The sequence below is a fragment of the Arthrobacter paludis genome, from assembly GCF_056782315.1.
In genome coordinates this window covers 160,679-179,666 of the sequence record NZ_JBXAEW010000001.1, presented here as the reverse complement: position 1 = coordinate 179,666, position 18,988 = coordinate 160,679, and the positions used below count along the sequence as shown (strand labels likewise).

The following is an 18,988-nucleotide window of genomic DNA, read 5'->3' as shown; positions in this document are numbered from 1 at the left end:
AAGGAACAGGACATGAGCAGCACCACCCAGCGGACGACCGCGACGGGCGGCGCGGCGGCGGCCCCTCCGGCCGCCGCGGGACCCGCGGCGGCCCGGGGCGCGGCCGCACCGGCCCGGCCGCGGTCCCGCCCGCGCGCCGCGCTCGCCGTCGGGCTCGTCCTCGTGGTGGCCGTCGCCGCGGCGGCCGCCCTGTCCCTCGGGGTCGGGGCCCGGCCCGTGCCGCCGTCCACCGTGTGGGACGCGCTCACCGCGGCCGACCCCGCCAACGGCGACCACGCCGTCGTCCTCTCCCGCATCCCGCGGACCGTCGGCGGCCTGCTCGTCGGCGCCGCGCTGGCCCTGGCCGGCGCGGCCATGCAGGGGCTGGCGCGCAACCCCCTGGCCGACCCCGGCATCCTCGGCGTCAACGCCGGCGCGGCGCTCGCCGTCGTCCTCGGCATCCACCTCGTCGGCCTGGCCTCGGTGACCGGGTACATCTGGTTCGCGTTCGCCGGCGCGGCGCTCGCCGCCGTCCTCGTCTACCTGGTCGCGAGCCTCGGCCGCGAGGGGGCGACGCCGGTCAAGCTCGCCCTGGCCGGCGCGGCCGTCGCCGCGGGGCTGGGCAGCGTCATGAACGGCGTCCTCATGGTCTCGCTCGAGGCCCTCGACGGCTTCCGCTTCTGGCAGGTCGGCACGCTCGGCGCCCGGTCGCTGGGGGAGATGGCCAGCGTGCTGCCCTTCCTCGCCGTCGGGGCCGCGGTCTGCCTGGCGGCCCCGCGGTGGCTGAACGCCCTGGCCCTCGGCGACGACGCCGCCGTCTCCCTCGGCGTGCGGACCGGCCGCGCCCGCGCCGTCACCGGCCTGGGCGCCGTCGTCCTCTGTGGGGCGGCGACCGCCCTCGCCGGCCCGATCGCGTTCGTGGGCCTGATCGTCCCGCACGCCGTCCGGGCGCTGGCCGGCTCGGACTACCGGGCGGTCCTGCCGCTGTCCGCCCTCGCCGGACCGGTGCTGCTGCTGGCCTCCGACGTGGCCGGCCGGGTCCTGCTGCCGCCCACCGAGATCCAGGTCGGGGTCATGACGGCCCTCGTCGGCGCCCCCGTCTTCATCTGGCTCATCCGCTCCCGGAAGCAGGTGTCCCTGTGACCGCCACCCGCCCCGCCGCCGAGGACGCGGTGCCCGGCCCCGCCCGTCACATGCCCGAGGCGCCGGCCCCGCACCGCGCGCCCGCCACCGCGGCCCCCGACCCCGCCCCCGGGCTCGAGCCCGCCGGCGGGCGGCACGCCCCGGCCGGCGCCGCATCGCGGCCGACGCGAGGACGGGCCCGCGGCACCGCCGCCGGCCCCACCCGGTCCCCGCGGCGCGCCGCCGGCCGCGGCCGCACCGTCACCGCGCTGCTGGCCGCCGCCGTCGTGCTCCTGGTGGCCGTCGGCACGATGCTCGGCGACTTCGTCGTCGCGCCGGACGTGCTCGTCCAGGTCCTCTCCGGCGAGACGGTCCCGGGGGCGAGCTTCATCGTGCTGGAGGACCGGCTGCCGTCGGCCGCCGTCGGCGCCCTGGCGGGCGCCGCGTTCGGGCTGTCCGGGGCCCTCTTCCAGTCCCTGCTGCGCAACCCGCTGGCGAGCCCGGACGTGATCGGCATCGGCTACGGCGCGGCCGCCGCCGCCATCGCCGGGATGCTCGTGTTCGGCCTGCAGGGCCCGCCCCTGTTCGCGGCCGCGTTCGCGGGGGCGCTCGCCGTCGCCCTGGCGATCTACCGCCTCGCGGACTCCGGCCGGCACACCGGCGGGCGGCTGATCCTCGTCGGGATCGCGTTCGCCGCGATGCTGCAGGCGACGATCAACTACCTGCTCACCCGGACCGACGTCCGGGTCGCCGGCGATGCGCTGCACTGGCTCGTCGGCTCCCTGAACTCCAGCAACTGGGAGCGGGCCGGCCTGCTGGCCGCCGCCCTGGCCCTCCTGCTGCCCGCGGCCGCGCTGGCCGCGGGGCGGCTGCGGATCCTCGAGCTCGGCGACGAGACGGCAGCCGGGCTCGGCCTGGACCCCGGCCGGGCCCGGCTCGCGCTCGTGGCCGTCGGGGTCGCCCTGACCGCCGCGGCCACCGCCGTCGCCGGCCCCCTGGCCTTCGTCGCCTTCCTGTCCGGGCCCCTGGCCCGGATGATGAACGGCGGCCGCACCCACCTGACCAGCTCCGCCCTGACCGGCGCCGTGCTCGTGCTCGGCGCCGACTTCCTGGCGGGCAACGCATTCGGCGGCACCAACCTGCCGGCCGGAGTCGTGACGGGCGCCCTCGGCGCCCCGTTCCTGCTCTGGCTGCTGGTGCGCGCCAACCGACACGGAACCGGAGGCTGATGTGCCCACTCTCGAGGCGCGCTCCCTGACCCTCTCCTACGACGCCGCGACGGTGGTGGACGGGCTGGACCTGACCCTGCCGCCCGGCGAGATCACGATGATCGTCGGCGCGAACGGGTGCGGCAAGTCCACGCTGCTGCGCGGGCTCTCCCGGCTGCTCAAGCCCGCCGGCGGCTCCGTCCTGCTGGACGGGCGGGACATCCACTCCGGCTCCGCCCGCGAGGTCGCGAAGGTGCTGGGCCTGCTCCCGCAGACGCCCACGGCCCCGGACGGGATCACCGTGCGCGAGCTCGTCGGCCGGGGCCGCTACCCGCACCAGGGCTGGTTCCGGCGCTGGAGCGCGGAGGACGACGCCGCCGTCGATCGCGCCCTGGCCTCCACCGGGACGGTGGAGCTGGCCGAGCGCAACGTCGACGAGCTGTCCGGCGGCCAGCGGCAGCGCGTGTGGATCGCCATGGCCCTGGCCCAGGAGACCGAGCTGCTGCTGCTCGACGAGCCCACCACGTACCTCGACGTCGCCCACCAGCTGGAGGTCCTCGACGTCGTCGCGGAGCTCAACCGCCGCCGCGGCACCACCGTCGCGATCGTCCTGCACGACCTGAACCTTGCGGCCCGGTACGCCGACCACCTGATCGCCCTCAAGGACGGGGGCATCGTCGCCGCGGGCCGGCCCTCCGCCGTCGTGACCGAGCAGATGGTCATGGATGTGTTCGGCATGCCCTCGCGCGTCATCCCGGACCCGGTCGCCGGCACCCCGCTGGTGCTGCCCATCGGGCGGCACCGCGCCGTACGCCCGGGAGCGGACGCGGCGGGGGCCGCGGAGGCGCCCGCGGCGCTCCGTTCCACGGTCACCCGCTTCGTGCCGGCGGACCGCGACCGCGCGGGGGAGGGGGACGACGGCGGCGCCGGAACCCCCGCCCTCGAGACCAGCTCCTCGATCGCGTTCGGGCTGACCGTCGTGGACACCCAGGAGCTCGGGCCGAGCTTCCGGCGCATCACGCTGGCCGGGGCCGAGCTGGAGCACTTCGGCACCGGAGGCCACCCGCTGGACCTGCGCATCAAGGTGGTGGTCCCGCCGGCCGGCCGCGCGGAGGGCGCGGACGCGCCGGACCCGCTGGCGCACCTGCGCCCCGGGGGCACGCTGCCCGACGGCGACGCGAGCGGCTGGTACCGCGAGTGGCTCGGCCTGGACCCGGAGGTCCGCGGCACGATGCGCACGTACACCGTCCGCTCGTTCCGTCCGGCCGGCCACCCCGGCAACGCCGGCCCCGACCCCGAGCTGGACGTGGACTTCGTGCTGCACGTGCGGCGCGAGCACGGGCGCCTCGTCGGCGGGCCGGCCTCCGTGTGGGCCGCGCAGGCCGAGGCGGGGGACCCCGTGACGATCATCGGGCCGAACCGCCGGCTGTGCGGCCCGGAGTGGGGCGGCATCGAGTTCCGGCCCGGCTCGGCCCGCCGGGTGCTGCTGGCCGGGGACGAGACCGCGGCCCCCGCGATCTGCTCCATCCTGGAGTCGCTCCCGCCGGGAATGACCGGCAACGCGTTCATCGAGGTCCCCTCCGTGGACGACATCCAGGGCTCGTTCACGCGCTCGGGCGTGACCGTCCAGTGGCTGCCCCGCGGCGCGCACCCGCACGGCGAGCTGCTCGACGCGGCGGTGCGCTCCGCCGTCGCCATCCCCGCGGCCGGCGCCGTCGTCACCGGGGCGGAGCCGGAGGACGTCGACATCGACGCGACCATCCTCTGGGAGACCAGCATCGGCGGCTCGCAGCCGTTCTACGCGTGGCTCGCCGGGGAGGCCGGGACGATCAAGGCGCTGCGCCGATACCTGGTCCGCGACGCCGGCATGGACCGCAAGCAGGTCGCGTTCATGGGGTACTGGCGCCGGGGCAAGGCCGAACTCTAGGCCGACCCGCCCGGAACCCTCCCGCTCGGGGTCCCGGCCGCCGCCCCGGCGGCGGCCGCGGGCCGCGGCTCGAGCTCCAGGAGGTTCGCCTCCACGTGGTCCAGGGCCAGGCGCAACGCCCCGGTGGCCACGAGCTCGTCGCCCATGTCGGAGACCGCCAGCCGCGGCGGGACGTCCATGAGCCGCGGCAGCTCGGCCTCGATGCCGGGCAGCAGCATCGCCGCCGAGCGGGCCACGGCGCCGCCGATGACGACCAGGCCGGGGTCGAGGAACGTGCCGAGCAGGGCCACCACGCGCGCGATCCGGCGCGCGATCCGCTCGAGGATGTCCACGGCGACCGCGTCCCCGGCCGCCGCGGCCTCGAACACGTAGCGGGCCGAGGCGCGGTCGGTGCCCGGCCCCACGAGCTCCCGGATCAGCGTCTCGCGGCCCTCGCGCAGCGCCGCCGAGCCCCAGTGCCGGGCGAGCTTGGCGATGCCGTCCTGGCTGCCGACGCCCTCGACGAGGCCGAGCGACGAGCCGACCTCGCCCGCGCCGCCGCCGGCGCCGTGCAGCAGCCGGCCGCCCTCGATCAGGCCCGTGCCCAGGCGCTCGCCGGCCAGCATGACGGCCAGGTCCTCCTCGCCGGCGCCCACGCCCCGCCAGTGCTCGGCCAGGGCCGCCAGGTTCGCGTCGTTGGCCAGCAGCACCGGCCAGGCCCGGTCCGCCCACACCGTGCCCGGCAGGTCCAGGTCGAAGGTGGCCGCCAGCGGGTGCCCCGGGGCGATGCGGCCGCGCCGGTCCACGACGGTGGACACGCCGATCCCCGCCGCGAGCACGTGCCCCGGCCCCAGTCCCGCGCGGTCCAGGGCCCTCCGAGCCGTGGCGTCGATGGTCTCCCGCCGCTGGGCGACGGACGCCTTGGCGTCGCCGGGGAAGCGGCTCGAGGCGCGCCCGACGACGGCGCCCGCGAGGTCGGCCACCAGCACGGTCGCGGTCGCGAGGCCGACGTCGATGCCCAACACGTGGCCTGCGCCGGTGTCCAGCTCGAAGCGGCGGGCGGAACGGCCGCGCTGCGCCGTGGAGCGCACACCCTCGACCTCGCGGACCCAGCCGCGGCCCGTCAGGTCGTCGCACACGGCGATCGCCGTCGCCCGCGTGAGCCCGGTGGCCTCGATGACGTCGGTTCCCGTGACGGTGCCCCGGCGGCGCATCACGTCCAGCACGGCCCGCAGGTTGGCGTGCCGCAGCATCTGGGGGTTCGTCGCCGAGCGTTCCACCGGTCTCCTTCGTGCGGGTCGGGCTGGTCCGGGCCGGGTCTTGCGTCCCGCGGACCATCAGCCCATAATAGACATGGAAGCTAAATTTAGAGACTAAATAAAGAGTCTCAATCCATTGGCGACAGCCAGCCTCAGGACCACCGCCCGCCAGGAGGAACCATGACCGCCCGCATCGGAATCAACGGCTTCGGCCGCATCGGCCGCAACTTCTTCCGCGCCGCCCTCGCCCAGGGCGCCGACCTCGAGATCGTCGCCGTCAACGACCTCGCCTCGCCGGAGACCCTGGCCCACCTGCTCAAGTACGACTCGGTGACGGGGCGGCTCGGCGTGGACGTGCGCGTCGAGGGAGGGAACCTCGTGGTCGGCGGGCGCACCATCCGCGTCCTGGCCGAGCGCGACCCGGGCAGCCTGCCGTGGCGCGAGCTCGGCGTGGACATCGTCATCGAGTCGACCGGCTTCTTCACGAACGCCGCGGACGCCGAGAAGCACCTCGTCGCCGGGGCCCGCAAGGTCCTGGTCTCCGCGCCCGCCACGGGGGAGGACCTGACGGTCGTCATGGGCGTCAACGACGGGCTGTACGACGACGCCGCGCACCACATCGTCTCCAACGCCTCCTGCACGACGAACTGCCTGGCGCCCCTGGCGAAGGTCCTCAACGACCGGTTCGGCATCGAGTCGGGGCTGATGACGACCATCCACGCCTACACCGCCGACCAGAACCTGCAGGACGGCCCGCACAAGGACCCGCGCCGCGCCCGCGCCGCGGCCCTGAACGTCGTTCCGACCTCCACGGGCGCCGCCAAGGCGATCGGCCTGGTCCTGCCGGAGCTGAAGGGCAAGCTGGACGGGTACGCCGTCCGCGTCCCCGTGCCGACCGGCTCCGCCACGGACCTGACCGTGACCGTCTCCCGCGACGTCACCGCCGAGGAGGTCAACGCCGCCTACCGGGAGGCCGCCGCCGACCCGCGCTGGGCCGGCGTCCTGACGTACACCGAGGACCCGATCGTCTCCTCCGACATCGTCTCCGACCCGGCGTCCTCGATCTTCGACTCCGGCCTCACGAAGGTGATCGGCGGGAACCAGGTCAAGGTCGTCGCCTGGTACGACAACGAGTGGGGATACTCCAACCGCCTCGTCGACCTCGCGGGCCTCGTCGCCTCGAAGCTCTCCTAGGCGCCCGCACGGAGGGCCCCGGCCCGGGCCGGGGCCCTCCGTGCGTCGCCCGCCGCCCCGCCTGCGCACGGTGGGGCCGCCCGGTGTCCCCGGCCCCGCTCAGGCCGGGGGTTCTCCGTGTCCGCCGTCGCGTGCCGGCGCGTCGCCGTCCGGGTCCGCCAGCCGCGCCAGGATCCGGGCGAGCTCGCCGCGGTCCTCGGGGGTCAGGTGGGCGAAGTACGCCTCGGCGCCCCGGCGCCGCGCCGCGCCGATCCGCCCCCAGAGCGCGTGTCCGTCCTCGGTGGCGGCGACGAGGGTCGCGCGCCGGTCGCCGGGATCCGCCGCCCTGCGCACGAGCCCGCGTTCCTCGAGCTGGTCCACGACCTCGGTGGCCGACCGGGGGGCGATGCCCAGCTTCGCCGCGAGGTCCTTGAGGCGCAGGCCCCCGTGGGCGTGGGCGACCGTGTTCAGGGCGCGCCACTGGGCGGGGTGCAGGCCGTAGGGCGCCAGCTGCTCCGACCAGCGCCGCCGCAGGCCCCGGAAGGCGCCGTGGAAGAGCATCGCGAGGTCGGAGGGGCTGCGCTCGGTGTCCACGGGCCCAGCCTACCGCTATTGTCGGGCTACATCATAGTGAGGTAGCCTCTGCAATGAAGCGGCGGGCGAGGGGCGGCCGCGGCGAGGGAGGCAGCGATGCAGGCACCGGGACCCGCGCCCATCGGCATGGGAGGAGCCGCGCCGCCCGCCGGCCCCGGCGCTGGGGGTGGCGGAGGCGGACCCGCGCGGGCGCAGCCGGCCGACCGCGAGCAGCTCGGGCAGTACCCGGTCCCGCTGCGCCGCATCGCGGCGCTCTTCCGACGGCACGTGGGCACCATCGCCGCCGTCGTCGGCCTGATCACCGTCTCCTCCGTGGCCGGCATGGCGCAGCCGTTCCTGGTCCGCGCGGTCATCGACGACGCCCTCCCGAACCGCGACGTGCCGCTCCTTGGCCTGCTGGCCGGGGGGATGGTGCTCGTCGCGGTCGCCACCTCCGCCATCGGCGTGACCCAGACGTGGATGGCCACGCGGATGGGGCAGCGCGTCATGCACACGCTGCGCGTCGGGCTGTTCACCCACCTGCAGGCGCAGTCGCTGGGCTTCTTCACGCGCAACCGCGGGGGCGAGGTCCAGTCCCGCCTGACGCACGACATCTCCGGCATGCAGTCCGTGGTCACCTCGTCCGCCACCGCCGTCGCCGCCAACCTGACCACGACGGTGGCGACGGCCGTCGCGATGGTCGCGCTGTCCCCGGCCCTGAGCCTGCTGACGCTGCTGGTGCTGCCCCCCGCGATCTGGATGTCGCGCCGCGTCGCCCTGCTGCGCCGGGACATCACGGCCGAGCGCCAGCGCGAGCTGGCGTCCCTGCACACGCAGGTCGAGGAGTCGCTGTCGGTCTCCGGCGCGCGCCTGGCCAAGACGCTGGCCACGGGGCCCGTGGATGCGCGGCGCTTCGCCGACCGCTCCGAGCGCCTCGTGGGGCTCGAGCTGCGCAGCCAGCTGGCGGGGCGGTGGCGCATGGCCACGATGCAGATCGTGTTCGCCGCCATTCCCGCCGCGGTCTACTTCACGGCCGGGCTGCCGTTCGCGGGCGACCTGAGCATCGGCACGGTCGTGGCGTTCACCGCCCTGCAGGCGGGCGTCTTCCGCCCGCTGATGGGGCTGCTCAACGTCGGGGTCCAGTGGGTGGCGGCCCTCGCGTTCTTCAGCCGCATCTTCGAGTACCTCGACCTGGAGCCGGAGATCCTCCCGCCGGCCCGCCCCGTCCGCCTGGACCCGGCCTCCGCGCGCGGGCACGTGCGCTTCGAGGGCGTGGGTTTCGCGTACGACGGCGGGGCGCCGGTGCTGGAGGGCGTGGACCTGGACCTGCCGGCCGGGTCCTCGACGGCAGTCGTCGGGCCGACGGGCTCGGGCAAGTCGACGCTCGGGTCGCTGGTGCCGCGCCTGAACGACGCCTCCTCCGGGCGGGTGACCATCGACGGGGTGGACGTGCGCGACCTCCACCCCGAGGACCTGGCCGGAATCGTCGGCGTCGTGTCCCAGGAGACGCACCTGCTGCACGCCTCCGTGCGCGAGAACCTGCTCCTGGCCGCCCCGGACGCGGACGACGCCCGGCTGTGGGAGGTCCTCGGCGCGGCCCGGCTCGCGGACACGGTGGCGGCCCTGCCCGAGGGGCTCGGGACGCTCGTCGGGTCGCGGGGGCACCGGTTCTCCGGGGGCGAGCGCCAGCGGCTGGCGATCGCGCGGACGCTGCTGCGCAATCCGCGCGTCCTCGTCCTCGACGAGGCGACGAGCGCCCTGGACAACACGACGGAGGCCCTGGTGCAGGCCGCCCTCGACCGCCTGGCCGCGGGCCGCACGACCCTCACGATCGCCCACCGGCTCTCGACCGTCGAGGACTCCGACCAGGTCGCCGTCCTGGAGGCGGGCCGGATCACGGAGCGGGGCGCCCCGGCGGAGTTGGCCGGGGCGGGAGGGCCGTTCGCGCGGCTCGCGGCGAGGCAGGCCGTGGAGGAGGCCGCGCCGCCGGTCTAGCGGCCGCCGAGGCGGTGGCGACCGTCGCCGCGGCCGAAGAGCCGGGCCATCCAGCGGGGGCCGGGCACGTGGCCCTGCTGCTCGAAGGGGTCCGCGGACTCGTCCGGCAGGCGGTAGTCCTCGCCCCGGACGATGTGGGCCGTGCCGGGGCCGGGGATCTGGGCCGCCGCGATGTTGGGCATGCCGGGGCTCTCGGCCGAGCCGTGCAGCGCCCGCGGGCCCATCCTCTCCATCCGGCCGACGGGGTTTTCGCTGGGGTGCTGCTGTCGCTTCATGGCCATCACCTGGTTCCTCGGTGCGGCCATTCTAGGCCCGGCGCCCGCGCCGGGACAGGGCGGGGGCGCCGGCGTGGGCCGGCCGGGGAGCGTCCTACCAGTGGCCGAGGCGCTCGCCGGCGGCGCGGATCCGGGCCAGCATCGAGCGCAGCTGCTCCCGTTCCGCCGCGTCGAGCGGGTCGAAGACGGCCTCGCGGACGAATCCGACGTGGCCCGGTGCCGCCGCGCGGATCGCCTCCCACCCGGCGGCGGTCAGGGAGACCTCCTGGCCGCGGGCGTCGCCCGCGGACGGGCAGCGCTCCGTCAGTCCACGGGTCTCCATGCGGCGCAGCAGGTGCGAGAGGCGGCTGCGCTCCCAGTCGAGGGCGGCGGCGAGGTCGCCGGCACGGCGGCGCCCGCCCTCCGACTCGGAGAGCTCCGCGAGCACGGAGTACTCGACGCCGGACAGGGCGGAGTCCCGCTGGAGTTGCCGGTCGACGGCGGAGGGGAACTCCCAGGCGAAGCGCCGCACTTCCCTCCAGATGTCCTGCTCGCCGGCGCTGAGCCAGCGCGTGTCGTCTCTCACACTTCCCCCTTCATTGTTGACGCATCAATTTTCGCGCGGGATGCTGGTTTCAGCAAGTCGTTGACACGTCATCCACGCACAAGGAGTCGACATGACCAAGATCGCCATCGTCACCGGATCCACCCGCCCCGGCCGGAACAACCTCCAGGTTGCGGAGTGGGTCCTCGAGCAGGCCCGCGTCCAGCACCCCTCCGTGGACTTCGAGGTCGTCGACATCGCCGACTACAACCTCCCGATCCTGGACGAGGCCTACCCGGCAGCCTTCGGGAACTACCAGAACGGGCACACGCAGGCGTGGGCCGCGAAGATCGCCGGGTTCGACGGCTACGTCTTCGTGACCCCCGAGTACAACCACTCCGTCGCCCCGGCGCTGGCCAACGCCCTGTCCTACCTGAACGCCGAGTGGGCCAACAAGGCCGCCGGCATCGTCTCCTACGGCTCCGCCCACGGCGTGCGCGCCGTCGAGCACCTGCGCGGGATCCTCTCCGAGCTGCAGGTCGCCCACGTGCAGAAGACCGGCATGTTCTCCCTCTTCACCGACTTCGAGGAGTTCGCCACCTTCAAGCCGACCGAGCTGCAGGCCGCCTCCCTGGCCCCGGTCCTGGACCAGCTCGTCCCGTGGACCAAGGCCCTCGAGGCCGTGCGCGCCGAGGCCTCCGTCTCCGCGTAGCCGCGCGCCGCGATCCAGTACCGGCGGGGCCGGGCCGCATGGCCCGGCCCCGCTCCACGTCCTAGGGTGGGAGCCATGAGCGAGCAGAAGTACTCCACGAAGGGGTCCTACGTCACCGGCGGGGAATTCACGCGCGACACCAACTACATCGAGGACCGGATCGTCGCCGACCCGGAGGCCGTGCGCGGGGCCGCGGGCCCGGACGGCGGCAAGATCGGCCACCCGGAGGCCGGCGCCTCCGAGGGCGCCGAGCTGTGGCCCGTCGAGCCCGGCCGCTACCGGCTCGTCGCCGCGCGCGCCTGCCCCTGGGCCAACCGCACGCTGATCGTCCGCCGCCTGCTCGGGCTGGAGGACGTCCTCTCCGTGGGGCTGCCCGGCCCGACCCACGACTCCCGCTCCTGGACCTTCGACCTTGACCCGGACGGGCGCGACCCGGTGCTCGGCACCGAGCGCCTGCAGGAGAACTACTTCAAGCGCTTCCCCGGCTACCCGCGGGGGATCACGGTGCCCGCCGTCGTCGACATCGCCAGCGGCGCCGTCGTCACGAACGACTACCCGCAGCTCACGCTCGACTTCTCCACCCAGTGGCGCGAACACCACCGCGACGGTGCCCCGGACCTGCTCGCCGGGGACTGGGCGGAGATGGCCCCGGTGATCGAGCGGATCTTCACCGAGGTCAACAACGGCGTGTACCGGTGCGGGTTCGCCGGCTCCCAGGAGGCCTACGAGGAGGCCTACGCCCGCCTCTGGGCCGCGCTGGACTGGCTCGAGGAGCGGCTCGCGACCCGGCGCTTCCTGATGGGGGAGCGGATCACGGAGGCGGACGTGCGGCTCTTCACGACCCTCGTGCGGTTCGACCCGGTCTACCACGGGCACTTCAAGTGCAACCGCAGCAAGCTCGACGAGATGCCGAACCTCTGGGGCTACGCGCGGGACCTGTTCCAGACGCCGGGCTTCGGCGACACGATCGACTTCGTCCAGATCAAGCGGCACTACTACGAGGTGCACGAGGACATCAACCCGACCGGCATCGTCCCGGTCGGCCCCGACCTGTCCGGCTGGCTGGAGCCGCACGGCCGCGAGCGGCTCGGCGGCGACCCGTGGGGCGGCGGCACCGCGCCCGGGCCGGTGCCCGACGGCGAGCGGGTCGAGGCCGGGCACAACCCGCTCTACCCCGCGGAGGGCTGACCGCCGGACCGGGGCGCCGCGCCGCGCGTGGCAGGATTGACGGCATGACGATCACTGCCGCCGCTGACGGATCCGCCCTCGGAAACCCCGGCCCCGCCGGCTGGGCCTGGTACGTGGACGACGCGACGTGGCGGGCCGGCGGCTGGCCGCACGGGACCAACAACATGGGCGAGCTCATGGCGGTCCTCGACCTGTTCCGCTCCACCCGGCACGTCGGCGGGGAGCGCCTGCACATCCTGTGCGACTCCCAGTACGTCATCAACTGCGTGACCAAGTGGATGCCCGGCTGGAAGCGCAAGGGCTGGAAGAAGGCCGACGGCAAGCCGGTGCTCAACGTCGACCTCCTCAAGCAGATCGACTCCGAGCTCAAGGGCCGCGAGTACACGTTCGAGTGGGTCCGCGGCCACGCCGGGCACGACCTCAACGAGGCCGCCGACGCGCGGGCCCGCGCCGCCGCCACGGCGTTCCAGGGCGGCCGGGCCGTCGACGCCGGGCCCGGCTACCCCGGCGCCGCGACGGACGCCGGCGCCGCCGTCCGCGCCACCGAGGGGGCGGCGGTCCCCGCCGCTTCCGCGGCCGCCCCCCGCCGGACGGCGGCGGCCGCCCCGCCCCAGCCGGACCTCTTCAGCGACCTGGAGGACCTGCGGGAGACGGGGACCGGCAACGCGGACGTCGACACCGTCGCGACCCTCGAGCGCGAGCTGCTCGAGCCCGCGGTGCGCGGGGAGGTCAGCCAACTCGAGTACCTGCTCCACCCGGCCTACCGCGAGCTCGGCCCCGACGGCGCGCTCCGCGACCGCGACACCGCGATCGCGCTGCTCGCCGCCGGGTCGCGCCTGGACGCCGACCCCGAGCCGGTCCCCGACGACGCCGACGGCGACGACGTCGCCCCGCTGCCCGCCGCCCCGGCGCCGGGGTACGGGTTCGAGCTGCTGGGCGCCGACGTGCTGGGTCCCGACACCATCCAGCTGGCCTACCGCCTCCGCGCCCCGGGCGGCACCGCCGCCGTCGGCTCCCTCTGGAGCCGCGACGGCGGCCGGTGGCGCCTGCGCTTCCGCCAGGAGACGCCGGAGCGGTAGGCCCCGGCGGCCCTCCACAGCCGCCCGCGGCCGGCACCCCGGCCCGTACACTGGCCGCGTGACGCAGACCCAGCCCACCGCCCCGCGGACCGAGACCGTCCACCCGCGCTTCGCGCCCGTCGCCGAGCTCCTGCGCTCGTTCGCGGAGGAGGACCCGGACTACTCGGCCCAGCTGGCCGTGTACCACCTGGGCAGCCGCGTCGTGGACGTCTCGGTCGGGCCGCATGCGGACCTCGACTCGCTGACCGGCGTCTTCTCCTGCAGCAAGGGCATGGCCGCCGTCGCGGTCGGCATCCTCCTCGACAACGGGGTCCTGGACCTCGACGCGCCCGTGGCCGCCTACTGGCCGGACTTCGCGGTCCGCGGGAAGGACCTCACCACGGTGAGGCAGCTCCTCAGCCACCAGGCGGGCCTGCCCGGCGCCGACGGCGGGCTCACCCTCGAGGAGTACGCCGACTCCCGGCTGGCCGCCCGCATCCTCGGGGCCTCCGCGCCGCTGTGGAGGGCCGGGGCCGCCCACCAGTACCACGCCCTGTCGCTGGGCGTCTTCATCGAGGAGCTCACCCGGCGCACGGCGGGCGAGACCGTCCAGGACCTCTTCGAGCGTCGGGTCCGCGCGCCGCACGCCATCGACGCCTACCTCGGCCTGCCCGGGGAGCTCGAGCACCGTTTCCGCGCCGTCCTTCCGGCGCCCGCGGCGCAGGAGGCCGGCTTCGTGGATCCGTTCGGCCACGCCGGGCTCGCCCTGAACTCGACGGCCGGCTTCGAGGGCCCGGACGGGCCGACCCGCGACCTCTTCGAACTGCCCAACGTCCGGGCCGTACGCGAGGCCGGGCTCGCCGCCGTCGGCGGCGTCGCGAGCGCGGAGGGCCTCGCCCGCCTGTACGCGGCGGTCTCGACCGGGCTGGCCGACGGGGACGGCGGCGGCGCCGGGACGCCGGTCCTGTCCGAGGGGGCCCGGGCCGCCCTGGCGCAGGAGCAGGTCTTCGGGATCGACCGCTCGAACGGGCTGACCGGGGCGTTCGGCGTCGTGTTCATGAAGTCCCAGCCCCGCAACGACTTCGGCTCCGCCCACGCGTACGGGCACGACGGCGCCAACGCGTCCCTGGCGTTTGCGGACCCGGCCTACGGGACGGCCTTCGGGTACGTGCCGGCCCGGCCCGAGCCCTCCGGGACGGGGTCGCGCGGGCAGCGGCTGACCGTCGCCGTGCGCCGGGCCCTGCTCGACGCCTAGCGCCGGCCGGGCGTCGCCCGCCCCCGGGACGCTAGCCGAGGATGGGCCCGGCCCCGCCGCGGCCCCGCGGCCATGCGGCGGACGCCAGGACCCGGCCGTCCACTCCGACGGCCAGCACCGGCGCCCCGTCGGGCACGGGGCCGCCCGCCAGGATGCGGGCCGCGAGCCGGTGCGCGTCCAGCACGCCGGGGCCCGCGACCGTGACCTGGCGGAGTCCGGGCTTCCCGGCCGGAGCCGCCCCCGGGGGAACGCGCCGCGCGAGCGTGGCCAGCGCCCCCGTGAACCCGGGCGTCCCGGCCAGAGGCACGTCGGCGAGCAGCCGGGACGGGTCGTCCGGGGAGGTCACCCCGGCCCGCCACGGCACGCCATAGAACGGGGTGCCGTAGCCGCCGTCGCCCGGGTCCGGCTGCCCGGGCGCGGGCGAGCCCGAGCAGAGGACGTCGCCGTCCGCGTTCACCCCCCAGTGCCGCAGGTCCATCCGGAGCAGGGCCTCGCCGGCCGTCGCCAGGGCCCAGGGACGCTCGAGCCCCTCCGGCGGGGCGGCCCGCGCCAGCGTCTCCGTGAACACCCGGTGCACGGCCTGGACGGCCGCCTCGAGCTCGCCGGGCTCCACCGGCGCGACGACGGAGACCACCGTCCCGGCGGCCTCCAGCGTCCTGGTCGCGAGGGGCGGGACCGGGAGGTGCTCCTCCGCGTCGGGCTCCGCCTCCGGCACGGCGGTCACGCGTGGACCGCGTCGAGGAGCGACTGCAGCGTCCCCGGGTAGGCGGACGGGGCGTAGCCCGCCCCGCCGGCCAGCTGGACGGGCGCGCCCGAGACCAGGTCGGACGGGTCCGCGGGCGAGAGCCCGCCCGCCTCGTCCGGCCCGGCTCCGGCCGCGGGCAGGGCCGACGGCGCGTCGGACGGCGCCGCCGTCGCGGTGGTTCCCGCGCGTGGCCCCGGCAGCGCGGTGCCCGGGGCGGCGAACGGGGCCGGGACCGTCGAGGCGTGGCGCTCGAGGGGTGCCGGGGAGCCGGCCCACCCGGCCACGACGAGTCCGGCCGAGGCCACGGACGCGAAGACGGCGGTGCGGATGTCCACAGGTGTCCTTTCGTTGGGGACGCTCCCACCCTTCCCAACGAGTCTGAGCGGTCTCTGTGAAACGGCTCGCGACACGCGGTGCCTTCGCCCCCAGCGAAAGCCCGCTCCAGGTTCCTTCCCGGCGGGACCCGCCGGGCGGCGGCCTGGCAAACCCACGCGCGGGGTGCCGGCGCACGGCCCCGTCCCGGTGCGGATTCCCGCCGACACGGGCCACGGATAGGGTGGCGGCACATCGACGCCTGAACGAGGGAGCCCGCGTGGAGCCAGCGACCGACACCGAAGCGCCGGCCCGTCCGGCGCCGGCCGTCCCCGCCGCGGACTGGCGCCGGATCGCCCGGGAGACCTTCGGCTGGGAGGAGCCCCGGCCCGGCCAGGAGCAGGCCATCGCCGCCGCGGTCGCCGGCCGGGACGTGCTCGCCGTGATGCCGACGGGCCACGGGAAGTCCGCCGTGTACCAGCTGGCGGCCCTGGCCCGCGGCGGCCTCGCCGTCGTCGTCTCCCCGCTCATCGCGCTCCAGGCCGACCAGCTGGACGACCTCGACGCCCTCCCCGGCGGGGCGCGCGCCGTCGCCGTGAACTCGTCCCTCGGCGCCCGCCAGGTGCGCGCGGCGTGGGAGGCCGTCGAGGCCGGAACCGCGGCCTTCCTCTTCCTCGCCCCGGAGCAGCTCGCCAAGGACGAGGTCGTGGAGCGGGTCCGCGCGGCCGCCCCGTCGCTGTTCGTCGTGGACGAGGCCCATTGCGTCTCCGCCTGGGGCCACGACTTCCGGCCGGACTACCTGCGGTTGGGCGCGGCCCGCCACAGGCTCGGCGACCCGCCCGCCGTCGCCCTGACGGCGACGGCGTCCATCCGGACGCGGGAGGAGATCGCCGAGCGGCTCGGCCTGCGCGACCCGGAGACCGTGGTCCTCGGCTTCGACCGGCCCAACCTGTTCCTCGAGGTCCGCCGGCACGAGGACCGCGCCGCCAAGGAGGACGCGGTCGTCGAGCGGGCGGCCGGACTCGGGTCCCCGGGCCTGGTCTACGTGGCGCGGCGCCGGGACACGGAGGCGTACGCGGCCCGGCTTGCCGAGCGGGGGCTGCGGGCCGAGGCCTACCACGCCGGGATGCGCGCCGCGGACCGGGCCGCCGTCCACGACGCGTTCCAGGACGGCGGGCTCGACGTCGTCGTCGCCACCAGCGCCTTCGGCATGGGCATCGACAAGCCCGACGTCCGCTTCGTCCTGCACGCCGACATCCCCGACTCGCTGGACAGCTACTACCAGGAGATCGGGCGGGCCGGCCGCGACGGCGACCCGGCCACCGCGGAGCTCCACTACCGCGCGGAGGACCTCGGGCTGCGCAGCTTCTTCGCGTCCCACCCCGCCCGCGAGGACGACCTCCGCACCGTGCTCAAGGCGCTGCGGCGCGCCGACGGCCCGGTGCGCCTGGCCGCCCTCCGCCGGGCCGTCGACCTGCCCGCCCGCCGGACCATGGGCGTCGTGAACCTCCTCGAGTCGGCGGGGCTGGCCCGAACCGGCCGCCACGGCGTGGAGGCCGGCCGGGACCGTGGCCTGGGGGCCTCCGTCGCGGCGGCCCTGGAGACGGCCGAGACGCTCGAGCGGATCGACGAGTCGCGCATCGGGATGATGCGCGGCTACGCCGAGACCGACGGATGCCGGCGCCAGTACCTGCTGGCCTACTTCGGCGAGGGGCTCGAGGATGTCTGCGGCCACTGCGACCGCTGCCGGGCGGGCACCGCCGAGGACCTCACGGCGGACGACGGCGACTTCCCGCTGCAGAGCCGCGTCGAGCACGCGGAATGGGGCGGCGGCGTGGTCATGGGGGTCGACGACGACCGGCTCACCGTGCTGTTCGACTCCGAGGGGTACCGGACGCTCTCCCTGCCGCACGTCCTCGGCGAGGGGCTCCTGCGGCGGGCCTGACCCGCGGCGTGCCCTAGGCTGTCGGCGTGGAATTCGCGAAACGGTATGTGGCCCTGGGGGATTCGTTCACCGAGGGGGTCGGCGACCCGGACCCCTCCCGCCCGAACGGGGTCCGCGGCTGGGCCGACCGCGTTGCCGAACAGCTGTGCGCGGCCGACGACGGCTGGGGGTACGCCAACCTGGCGATCCGCGGCAAGAAGATCCGGCAGGTCATCGACGAGCAGCTCGAGCCCGCGCTGGCGCTGCGGCCCACGCTGGTCACCGTCTACGCGGGCGGCAACGACATCCTCCGGCCCAGCGTCGACATCGACGGGCTGATGGACGGGTACGCGGGCATGGTCGCGCGGCTCCGGGACGCGGGCGCCGCCGTCGTCCTGTTCACCGGGTTCGACTCCTCCGGCTCCGCGGTCTTCGGACGCACGCGCGGACGCACCGCGATCTACAACGAGTGGGTCCGCGAGATCGCCGACGCGCAGGGGTGCGCGATCGCCGACTACTGGCGCTGGCGCGAATTCCAGGACTGGCGCTACTGGGCCGAGGACCGCCTCCACATGGGCGTGCCCGGCCACACGCTCATGGCGGCCCGCGTCCTGGACGTCCTGCGGCACGACCACGCCATCGACACCCCCGAACTCGAGGCCGCACCCGCCCGCGGCCGCGCCGCCCGGCTGCTCGCCGACGCCCGCTGGGCCCGGGACCACGTCGCACCGTGGGTCAAGCGCCGCCTCACGGGGACCTCCTCCGGCGACCTCCTGCAGCCCCGGCACCCCCGGTACACCCGCCTGTAGCGGCCGGGCGGGCGGCGGCGCTGGCGGTCCGCCGCACGGCGGTGATTCACTGGGGCCATGGACGGGTGGACGACGCCGGCGCATCCCGGAGAAGAACACGCGCCCGGCGGCCTGGCCGTCCGGCTGAACTGGCTGCGGGCCGGTGTCCTCGGGGCCAACGACGGCATCGTCTCCGTGGCGGCCGTCGTCGTCGGCGTCGCCGGCGCCACCCAAGCCACCGGCCCGATCCTGGCCGCGGGCACCGCGGCCGCCGTCGGCGGGGCGATCTCGATGGCGCTGGGCGAATACGTGTCCGTCTCCAGCTCCTCCGACTCGCAGCGGGCCCTCATCGCCAAGGAGCGCCACGAACTGCGCACCATGCCGCAGGAGGAGCTCGAGGAACTCGCGGGGCTCTACGAGGCCAAGGGGCTGGCGCCGGACACGGCCCGCCGCGTGGCCGTGGAGCTCACCGAGCACGACGCCCTGGCCGCCCACCTGGACGCCGAGCTGGGACTCGACGAGGGGGAGGTCGCCAGCCCGTGGCACGCCGCCGCGGCGTCCGCCCTCGCCTTCACGGTCGGGGCCGCCCTGCCGTTCCTGACCGCGGTCCTGCTCCCGCCGGCCCTCCGCGTCCCGGTGACGTTCGCCGCCGTCGTCCTCGCCCTTGCGCTGACCGGGTGGCTCGGCGCGTTCCTCGGCGGTGCCCGCCCGCTGCGGCCGACCGCCCGGGTCGTGGCCGGCGGGGTCCTGGCGCTCGGCACGACGTACGCGATCGGCACGTGGCTCGGCGTCAGCGGAGCCGTCGGCTGACCCGGCCGGGCCGCGGGGGCGCAAGCTTTCACCAAGGTGCCCCCCGCAGGATGGCTGGGGTAAGAGGGCCCCAGAAGTCCCCAGCCGGGGCCCTCTTCCGCTGCCCGCGGCCCTCCGGTGCCGGGCCCGGATTGTGGCAACGCGGTGCCCGCGACGATGCGGTCCCGCGGCCGGTCCGGACAA

18 protein-coding genes are annotated in these 18,988 nt (G+C 76.0%); 12 read left to right on the top strand and 6 right to left on the bottom strand.

The window, feature by feature from the left end; translation table 11 throughout:
* Nucleotides 1–12: 12 nt before the first annotated feature.
* From AC1Q5D_RS00905 to AC1Q5D_RS00895, 3 genes are read left to right on the top strand one after another with little or no spacing between them, the layout of a single operon-like run.
* On the top strand, nucleotides 13–1,122 hold the full coding sequence (locus tag AC1Q5D_RS00905) for a FecCD family ABC transporter permease (RefSeq protein WP_481736671.1): 1,110 nt from the start codon (nucleotides 13–15) through the stop codon (nucleotides 1,120–1,122).
* Nucleotides 1,119–2,330: a FecCD family ABC transporter permease gene (locus AC1Q5D_RS00900; RefSeq protein ID WP_481736670.1), complete on the top strand. Its 1,212-nt coding sequence runs from the start codon at nucleotides 1,119–1,121 to the stop codon at nucleotides 2,328–2,330. Before AC1Q5D_RS00905 ends, AC1Q5D_RS00900 begins: the two co-directional genes overlap by 4 nt.
* Before the next feature lies 1 nt (nucleotide 2,331).
* Nucleotides 2,332–4,236: an ATP-binding cassette domain-containing protein gene (locus tag AC1Q5D_RS00895; RefSeq protein WP_481736669.1), complete on the top strand. Its 1,905-nt coding sequence runs from the start codon at nucleotides 2,332–2,334 to the stop codon at nucleotides 4,234–4,236.
* On the opposite strand, the gene AC1Q5D_RS00890 is transcribed toward AC1Q5D_RS00895, so the two are convergent.
* Nucleotides 4,233–5,495: an ROK family protein gene (locus AC1Q5D_RS00890; RefSeq protein ID WP_481736668.1), complete on the bottom strand. Its 1,263-nt coding sequence runs from the start codon at nucleotides 5,493–5,495 to the stop codon at nucleotides 4,233–4,235. The two genes, AC1Q5D_RS00895 and AC1Q5D_RS00890, sit on opposite strands and share 4 nt — an antisense overlap.
* A gap of 159 nt (nucleotides 5,496–5,654) precedes the next feature.
* Here AC1Q5D_RS00890 and gap point away from each other — a divergent pair, with 159 nt between their 5' ends.
* On the top strand, nucleotides 5,655–6,668 hold the full coding sequence (gap, locus tag AC1Q5D_RS00885; RefSeq protein WP_481736667.1) for a type I glyceraldehyde-3-phosphate dehydrogenase: 1,014 nt from the start codon (nucleotides 5,655–5,657) through the stop codon (nucleotides 6,666–6,668).
* A 99-nt stretch (nucleotides 6,669–6,767) separates the two neighbouring features.
* Here the strand turns inward: gap and AC1Q5D_RS00880 are convergent, their stop codons facing one another.
* The gene (locus AC1Q5D_RS00880; protein WP_481736666.1) at nucleotides 6,768–7,241 is read right to left on the bottom strand and encodes a MarR family winged helix-turn-helix transcriptional regulator; all 474 of its coding nucleotides are present in this window, start codon (nucleotides 7,239–7,241) and stop codon (nucleotides 6,768–6,770) included.
* 96 nt (nucleotides 7,242–7,337) lie between these two features.
* Between AC1Q5D_RS00880 and AC1Q5D_RS00875 the strand changes: the two genes are divergently transcribed.
* The gene (locus tag AC1Q5D_RS00875; protein WP_481736665.1) at nucleotides 7,338–9,215 is read left to right on the top strand and encodes an ABC transporter ATP-binding protein; all 1,878 of its coding nucleotides are present in this window, start codon (nucleotides 7,338–7,340) and stop codon (nucleotides 9,213–9,215) included.
* On the opposite strand, the gene AC1Q5D_RS00870 is transcribed toward AC1Q5D_RS00875, so the two are convergent.
* Both AC1Q5D_RS00870 and AC1Q5D_RS00865 read right to left on the bottom strand, forming a co-directional pair.
* Nucleotides 9,212–9,496, bottom strand: coding sequence for a hypothetical protein (locus tag AC1Q5D_RS00870; RefSeq protein ID WP_481736664.1), 285 nt, complete (start codon nucleotides 9,494–9,496; stop codon nucleotides 9,212–9,214). The two genes, AC1Q5D_RS00875 and AC1Q5D_RS00870, sit on opposite strands and share 4 nt — an antisense overlap.
* An 88-nt stretch (nucleotides 9,497–9,584) precedes the next feature.
* Complete coding sequence (locus AC1Q5D_RS00865; protein WP_481736663.1) at nucleotides 9,585–10,055, bottom strand: MarR family winged helix-turn-helix transcriptional regulator; 471 nt, start codon at nucleotides 10,053–10,055, stop codon at nucleotides 9,585–9,587.
* A gap of 91 nt (nucleotides 10,056–10,146) precedes the next feature.
* On the opposite strand from AC1Q5D_RS00865, the gene AC1Q5D_RS00860 reads away from it, so the two are divergent.
* From AC1Q5D_RS00860 to AC1Q5D_RS00845, 4 genes are all read left to right on the top strand, one after another.
* A complete protein-coding gene (locus AC1Q5D_RS00860) occupies nucleotides 10,147–10,725 on the top strand; it encodes an NADPH-dependent FMN reductase (protein ID WP_481736662.1) in 579 nt (192 codons plus the stop codon).
* A gap of 75 nt (nucleotides 10,726–10,800) precedes the next feature.
* Nucleotides 10,801–11,913, top strand: a complete 1,113-nt coding sequence (locus tag AC1Q5D_RS00855) for a glutathione S-transferase family protein (protein ID WP_481736661.1) — start codon at nucleotides 10,801–10,803, stop codon at nucleotides 11,911–11,913.
* Between the two features lie 44 nt (nucleotides 11,914–11,957).
* Nucleotides 11,958–12,992, top strand: a complete 1,035-nt coding sequence (locus tag AC1Q5D_RS00850; protein ID WP_481736660.1) for an RNase H family protein — start codon at nucleotides 11,958–11,960, stop codon at nucleotides 12,990–12,992.
* A gap of 58 nt (nucleotides 12,993–13,050) precedes the next feature.
* Nucleotides 13,051–14,226 carry a serine hydrolase domain-containing protein gene (locus tag AC1Q5D_RS00845; RefSeq protein ID WP_481736659.1) on the top strand — a complete coding sequence of 392 codons (1,176 nt, stop codon included), beginning with the start codon at nucleotides 13,051–13,053 and terminating at the stop codon, nucleotides 14,224–14,226.
* A 31-nt stretch (nucleotides 14,227–14,257) separates the two neighbouring features.
* Here the strand turns inward: AC1Q5D_RS00845 and AC1Q5D_RS00840 are convergent, their stop codons facing one another.
* Nucleotides 14,258–14,950 (bottom strand): hypothetical protein, encoded by a 693-nt coding sequence (locus AC1Q5D_RS00840; RefSeq protein ID WP_481736658.1) that lies wholly within the window; start codon nucleotides 14,948–14,950, stop codon nucleotides 14,258–14,260.
* The gene (locus AC1Q5D_RS00835; RefSeq protein ID WP_481736657.1) at nucleotides 14,947–15,306 is read right to left on the bottom strand and encodes a hypothetical protein; all 360 of its coding nucleotides are present in this window, start codon (nucleotides 15,304–15,306) and stop codon (nucleotides 14,947–14,949) included. The genes AC1Q5D_RS00840 and AC1Q5D_RS00835 overlap by 4 nt, the downstream gene beginning before the upstream one ends.
* Nucleotides 15,307–15,563: 257 nt before the next feature.
* On the opposite strand from AC1Q5D_RS00835, the gene AC1Q5D_RS00830 reads away from it, so the two are divergent.
* Genes AC1Q5D_RS00830 through AC1Q5D_RS00820 form a run of 3 tightly spaced genes read left to right on the top strand, consistent with a single transcriptional unit; the run spans nucleotide 15,564 to nucleotide 18,805 of the window.
* On the top strand, nucleotides 15,564–17,228 hold the full coding sequence (locus AC1Q5D_RS00830; RefSeq protein ID WP_481736656.1) for a RecQ family ATP-dependent DNA helicase: 1,665 nt from the start codon (nucleotides 15,564–15,566) through the stop codon (nucleotides 17,226–17,228).
* A gap of 26 nt (nucleotides 17,229–17,254) precedes the next feature.
* Nucleotides 17,255–18,016, top strand: a complete 762-nt coding sequence (locus tag AC1Q5D_RS00825; RefSeq protein WP_481736655.1) for an SGNH/GDSL hydrolase family protein — start codon at nucleotides 17,255–17,257, stop codon at nucleotides 18,014–18,016.
* Nucleotides 18,017–18,073: 57 nt separating this feature from the next.
* Nucleotides 18,074–18,805, top strand: coding sequence for a VIT1/CCC1 transporter family protein (locus AC1Q5D_RS00820; protein ID WP_481736654.1), 732 nt, complete (start codon nucleotides 18,074–18,076; stop codon nucleotides 18,803–18,805).
* The last annotated feature ends 183 nt before the right edge of the window (nucleotides 18,806–18,988 follow it).

What these genes read in the sequence shown, in the direction of transcription:
- AC1Q5D_RS00905 (WP_481736671.1), top strand. Translation starts at nt 13, where the DNA reads ATGAGCAGCACCACCCAGCGGACGACCGCGACGGGCGGCGCGGCGGCG.
- gap (WP_481736667.1), top strand. Translation starts at nt 5,655, where the DNA reads ATGACCGCCCGCATCGGAATCAACGGCTTCGGCCGCATCGGCCGCAAC.
- AC1Q5D_RS00875 (WP_481736665.1), top strand. Translation starts at nt 7,338, where the DNA reads ATGCAGGCACCGGGACCCGCGCCCATCGGCATGGGAGGAGCCGCGCCG.
- AC1Q5D_RS00870 (WP_481736664.1), bottom strand. Translation starts at nt 9,496, where the DNA reads ATGGCCATGAAGCGACAGCAGCACCCCAGCGAAAACCCCGTCGGCCGG.
- AC1Q5D_RS00860 (WP_481736662.1), top strand. Translation starts at nt 10,147, where the DNA reads ATGACCAAGATCGCCATCGTCACCGGATCCACCCGCCCCGGCCGGAAC.
- AC1Q5D_RS00855 (WP_481736661.1), top strand. Translation starts at nt 10,801, where the DNA reads ATGAGCGAGCAGAAGTACTCCACGAAGGGGTCCTACGTCACCGGCGGG.
- AC1Q5D_RS00850 (WP_481736660.1), top strand. Translation starts at nt 11,958, where the DNA reads ATGACGATCACTGCCGCCGCTGACGGATCCGCCCTCGGAAACCCCGGC.
- AC1Q5D_RS00820 (WP_481736654.1), top strand. Translation starts at nt 18,074, where the DNA reads ATGGACGGGTGGACGACGCCGGCGCATCCCGGAGAAGAACACGCGCCC.